Origin of the sequence: Kitasatospora sp. NPDC057512, assembly GCF_042802135.1 — a bacterium.
Lineage (GTDB): Bacteria > Actinomycetota > Actinomycetes > Streptomycetales > Streptomycetaceae > Kitasatospora.
Map to the genome: position 1 here is coordinate 1 of NZ_JBHVET010000635.1, position 5,168 is coordinate 5,168.

4 protein-coding genes and 1 pseudogene are annotated in these 5,168 nt (G+C 74.0%); 1 reads left to right on the forward strand and 4 read right to left on the reverse strand.

Going from position 1 to position 5,168, the window contains the following annotated elements:
* Positions 1-37: 37 nt before the first annotated feature.
* The 4 genes from ACFU6K_RS30870 to ACFU6K_RS30885 all read right to left on the reverse strand — a co-directional run bounded on the left by ACFU6K_RS30870 (position 38) and on the right by ACFU6K_RS30885 (position 4,214).
* Positions 38-1,066 (reverse strand): hypothetical protein, encoded by a 1,029-nt coding sequence (locus ACFU6K_RS30870; protein ID WP_380668585.1) that lies wholly within the window; start codon positions 1,064-1,066, stop codon positions 38-40.
* Between the two features lie 173 nt (positions 1,067-1,239).
* The gene (gene adhP, locus ACFU6K_RS30875) at positions 1,240-2,253 is read right to left on the reverse strand and encodes an alcohol dehydrogenase AdhP (RefSeq protein ID WP_380668587.1); all 1,014 of its coding nucleotides are present in this window, start codon (positions 2,251-2,253) and stop codon (positions 1,240-1,242) included.
* A 141-nt stretch (positions 2,254-2,394) separates the two neighbouring features.
* Positions 2,395-2,892 carry a GNAT family N-acetyltransferase gene (locus ACFU6K_RS30880; RefSeq protein ID WP_380668589.1) on the reverse strand — a complete coding sequence of 166 codons (498 nt, stop codon included), beginning with the start codon at positions 2,890-2,892 and terminating at the stop codon, positions 2,395-2,397.
* Positions 2,892-4,214 (reverse strand): DUF6271 family protein, encoded by a 1,323-nt coding sequence (locus ACFU6K_RS30885; protein WP_380668591.1) that lies wholly within the window; start codon positions 4,212-4,214, stop codon positions 2,892-2,894. The genes ACFU6K_RS30880 and ACFU6K_RS30885 overlap by 1 nt, the downstream gene beginning before the upstream one ends.
* Before the next feature lie 360 nt (positions 4,215-4,574).
* On the opposite strand from ACFU6K_RS30885, the pseudogene ACFU6K_RS30890 reads away from it, so the two are divergent.
* Positions 4,575-5,168: pseudogene (locus tag ACFU6K_RS30890) on the forward strand (endolysin); the annotation flags it as partial.

Genomic DNA, 5,168 nt, shown 5'->3' on the forward strand with positions numbered 1-5,168 from the left:
CCCGCCGGTCGCCGTCCGCCTCGACCGGACCTGACCGTCAGCCGGTCGGGCCGTCCGCGGTGGCACCGGGCGTGCGGCCCTCCTGCGCCTGCCGGGCACGCTCGGCGACCAGCTCGGCGAGGCCGGTGAACGCGGGCCCGGTGAGCCGGTCGCCCGCCCCCTCCTCGCGCACGACGAGCAGCACGCTGCCGACCCTGGCCAGTGCCACCGCCGACGAGGAGCTCTGGACGCGGACGGCGCTCTGGTCGCCGATCCGCGGGACGGCCACCGTCGGCTCGGTGCCGGCGGTCCGGTCGAGGGTGTGGTCGAAGGCGCGGGCGGCGGCCTCGGGAGAGGCGAAGGCGGCCACGCCGAACTCCACGGCCTGCACCGAGGCCGAACCGAACGTCACGGTGGCGGAGGCGAGTTGCCGGTCGCAGGAGTCCGGGAGCAGGCACGGCAGCTCGCCGCCCTGAGCGGTCCCCGCCGTCGGCCCCCGCCGCACCTGCCAGCCGCCCGGCAGCGCCCGCGCGTCGGGCAGCACGGCCGAGACCAGCGCCGGGTCGCTCAGCGGCTGCGCGGCGTGCGCCAGGCCGGGCCCGCCCGGCTTCAGCAGCGGACGCGAGCCCAGGTGGACGCCGATCGCGACCAGCGCGGCGATCGGCACCAGGGCGAGCGCCACCACGATGCCGGCGCTGCTCCGCCGGGCGGCGAGCGCCCGGGCGCGGGCGGCCCCCGGGCCGAGCCGCAGTTGGACGGTGGCCGGGTTCGCCGGCGGTGGCGCGGACGGCGGCCCGACCCGCAGCTGTACGGTGCCGGGCTCGCTCCGCAGCTGGACGGTCGGCGGGTCGGCCGGTTCTCCGAGCCCGGTGGTGGCGAGGTACCGCGCGAACGCCGGGTCCGCGGCCAGCAGGTGGTCGACGGCGGCGGTCAGCAACGCCCGGGCCTGCGCGTCCCCCGGGTTCGCCTCCGCCGCCGTCAGCGCCCGGGCCCCTTCCGGCATGATCCGCAACCGCGCCCGGACGACGTCCGCCACGGCCCGGTGCGGCCCGTCGCCCAACAGCGCCGCCACCGCATCCGGTGCCAAGCCCCGGCCGTCCCCCATGGCAACTCCCCTTGCCGCACGAGTGGTTGCCCCCAGGATCCCGGACCGCCGCCCGGTTCGTACCCACGCCGAACCGAACGGAGACGCAACTGCGACGCCATCCGGACGAATCCGGTCGCGGCCCGACGGCCGATCAGGGCTGTGGACGAGGGGTGTCAGCGCAGGTCGAAGACCAGGCGGGCGGAGACCTTGCCGCTCAGGACCTCGTCGAAGCAGGCGTTCACGTCCTCCAGCCGGCGGGTCTCGCGGATCACCCGGGTGCGGCCGAGGGCGTGCAGGCGGAAGACCTCGGCGAGGTCCTCGCGGGTGCCGACGATCGAGCCGATCACCTTGGTGCCGTTCAGCACCGTCTCGAAGACCGGGAGTTCGAGCTTCCCCTCGGCCGGGAGGGCGACCAGGACGAGGGTGCCGCCGCGGCGCAGGGCGCCGTAGGCCGCCTGGAAGGAGGCGTTGCTGACGGCGAGGGCGATCGAGGCGTGGGCGCCTCCGAGGGCCTGGACCTCGGCCGCGACGTCCTGGGTGCGGGCGTCCAGGACGTGGTCGGCGCCGAGCTCGCGGGCCAGGGCGAGCTTGTCGTCGGTGACGTCGACGGCGACGGTCTCGGCGCCGAAGATCCGGGCGTACTGGAGGGCCAGGTGGCCGAGCCCGCCGATGCCGGAGACCAGCACCCGGGTGCCGGGCTGGGCGCCGGAGACCTTGAGCGCCTTGTAGGTGGTGACGCCCGCACAGGACAGCGGGGCGGCGTCCAGCGGGTCGATGCCGTCCGGGACGGGGACGACGTATTCGCCGTGGGCGAGCGCGAACTCGGCGTAGGCGCCGTCCACCGAGTAGCCGCTGTTGTGCTGCTGGAGGCAGAGCGTCTCCCAGCCGGAGACGCAGTGGTCGCAGCGCCCGCAGGCGTCCGCGAGCCAGGGGATGGCGACCCGCTCGCCCACCCGGACGTGCCGGACCTGGTCGCCGGCCGCCTCGACGATGCCGACGCCCTCGTGTCCGGGGACGAACGGCGGGCTGGGCTTGACCGGCCAGTCTCCGTGGGCGGCGTGGATGTCGGTGTGGCAGAGGCCGGAGGCCTCGATCCGGACCCGGACCTGGTGTGCGGCGGGCTTCGGCAGGGGGCGGTCCTCGACGGCCAGCGGTGCGGTGAAGTCGTGGACGACGGCGGCCTTCATGCGCTTCTCCCTCGGGCGTACGGACGGATGCTGCCGGCGGCCGCGCGCGGGCGCAGCCGCCACCAGCTTCACCCGATGGGGTGATCTTCGCCGTCCGGACTAGGCCAGAAGAGTGAGCGTTCGTCCAGGTATCCCCGCAGGTCAGCGCACCGGCATCGACATGTAGACGGCGCGGCGCCCGTAGGACGCGGGGACCGCCACCTCCCGGTGCGCGCGGTAGCCGAGCAGCCGCAGCAGGATGTCCGCCCCGCGCACCGCGACCATCGAGATCCGCTCGAAACCCAGCTCCTCCGCCCGCTCCCGGAAGTGCCGGATGAACCCCAGCGCGACCTCCCGGCCGCGCAGGTCCTCGGCGATCACCAGGTCGTGCACGTGCAGGTTGCCCGACTCGTGCACCGCGTCCTCCGCCCGGGCGAGGTCCGGGCAGCGCAGCGGCGGGTACGGCAGGCTCAGCAGGTAGCCGCGGACCGTGCCGCCCTGCTCCAGCACGAAGCAGGTCTCCGGCGAGCCGAGGGCGCGGGACTGCAGCGCCTCCCGGCCCTCCGACAGGCCGTCGGCCGCGTAGGCGTCGTACTCCAGCGCGACCACGGCGTCCCAGTCGCCGTCGGCCAGGAGCCGGATCCGGAGGTCCCCGCCCACTAGGCCGGAACCTCCGAAGCGGCGCCGAGCCCCTCCGCGCGGGAGGCGGCCACCAGCGCCGCCCAGGCCTCCACCAGCACCGCCCAGCGCCCGGCGTCCTCCCGTGCCTCGTCCAGCAGCTGCTGCCGCCGCTCGGCCACCACGTCCGCGAGCTCGGCGTACTTGCCGCCCAGCTTGCGGTAGGAGCGGTCCAGGACGTCCAGGCAGTGCTCGTTCCCGGCCCGGTCCCAGTCGACGCTGCCGCGCACCAGGTCGAGGACCGGCTCGACCTTCAGCCCGTGCCGCTCGTCCAGCAGCCCGCGGCCGAGGTCGATCATCCCGCCGTAAACCGGGTACAGGTACAGCATCGAGAGCAGGAACTTGACGAACCGCAGCTGGTAGTTGACGAAGCCGGCGCCGGTGCGGCGCTCGGGCGTGTAGTAGTTGACGATGTGGCGGTTGTGGACGACGCCGGGCAGCCGGGAGTGGACCAGGGCGTGCAGCAGGGCGTAGTCGCTGCCGATCGTCTCGGTCGAGGGCAGCAGCGGCAGCACCTCGTAGGCCCGGTGGTCCAGGGCGATGTTGCACATGTAGACGTCCCAGATGTCGGGCACGCCGAGGACGGACTCGTCGGTGGTGAACGGCTCGGAGCCGGCCCCCTTGAAGGAGACGTCCACCATCGCGTCCTGCTCCTCCTCCGACCACACCGGCGGGGTCCACAGGCGCACCACCTCGCGGTAGACGGCCGGGTCCAGCTCGTGGATCTCGCTGATGTCCACGTTGAGTTCGCCGATGAAGGAGCCGCTGACCAGCATCACCGGCTTGTCCGCGTCGGCCGGGTCGAGCTCGGAGCGGGACACGCCGGCCGCCGCCTCGCCGGCCGGCCGGCCGATCGAGAGCAGCTCGTGGTGGATCGGGAAGACCTTGCGGCCGTCGACGACCTGGAAGTCGGCGTCGTCGTTGCGCAGGTGCGCCGAGGTGCAGCCCAGGGCGGCCGCGCCCAGGAAGAGCCGGTTGACGCAGGAGCCGTACGCGACGGCCGGCGGCAGCATCATGTCGAGCAGGAGTTCGGGGTCGGCGGCGCCGGAGCGCTCGGCCACCCGGCGCAGGAACTCCCGCTGCCGCGCCTCGCCGAGGTGGTGGACGACCACGCCGGGAGTGGGCTCCAGCGCGGCCACGGCGCCCGCGTTCTCCGCGAACGCGACGGCGTCGGTGGTGTCGAGGACGAGCAGGTGCACCTCGACCCCGAAGGTCGCGACGGCGTAGGCCGCCTCCTCGGCGAGTTCCGCGATGGTGTCGGGGCAGGACCGCATGGTGGGCAGGGCGAGGCAGACTCTTTGCATGGTGCGGGTTTCTCCATCGGATCGTCAGATTCGGTGCAGTGATCGCCAGTTGAGCGCACAGGGGTATCCCCGGACGGCGGCTCGGGCCGGTCTGCCGGACCACCGTGGACTAGACCATTTGTGAAGTCAACGATTGACAGCGGCGCCCCGGCGGGGTGGAATGCGCCCCCCTTCCGTACGACCGGTCGCCCCCGCACGGGCACCCGAATCGCACGCGGGGGCGAAGGGCCCCCGCTGAGTCGAACGGCTGGACGGGTGCGGGGGGTTCATCGCCCGGATTCCGCGCCGTCGGGGTCAATCCGCGAGCCCTGCCTGCCGATACCGGAGGTGATGCCCTCACGCCGTTCGGAGGAGCCCACGATGCCCGAACTGTGGCTGCCCGGTGCCGAGATCCACGACCTCGGCGACCACGCGCCGACCGATCAGCAGTACCCGCCGAAGGCCATCGCCCACATCACCTGGGACCGCAACGCGACCGCCGCCGCGCCGCAGGACTGGTGCTCCTACGAGGACCTGGTCGGCTACTTCACCGGCAGTGGCGCCGGTGACGCGCCGCACCTGGTCTGGGACCCGTTCAGCGGCCGCACGGCGCAGCTGTTCCCGGCCGACTCCCGCTCGAAGAGCCTGCTCAGCCCCGGCCAGAGCCCCACCCGCACCAACCGGGCCGGGCGGGTGGTGATCCAGATCGAGGCGGTGTTCTTCCCCTACTGCCGCTACCAGGGCGCCGTCTACCCGCGCCTGGTCGACACCCCGTGCGCGGGCTGGGACCGGATCCACGCCTGGATCTCCTCCTGGGGCGTGCCCGACATCTGGCCGATGGGCCGGCCGACCGACTTCTCCAGCCACCGCGACGAGCGGACCTGGGAGGCCCTCGGCGGCTGGTACGCGCACGCCCACGTGCCGTACAACGACCACACCGACCCCGGCTCCTGGCCCGACCTCACGGCCGGGCCC

What these genes read in the sequence shown, in the direction of transcription:
- ACFU6K_RS30885 (WP_380668591.1), bottom strand. Translation starts at nt 4,214, where the DNA reads ATGCAAAGAGTCTGCCTCGCCCTGCCCACCATGCGGTCCTGCCCCGAC.
- adhP (WP_380668587.1), bottom strand. Translation starts at nt 2,253, where the DNA reads ATGAAGGCCGCCGTCGTCCACGACTTCACCGCACCGCTGGCCGTCGAG.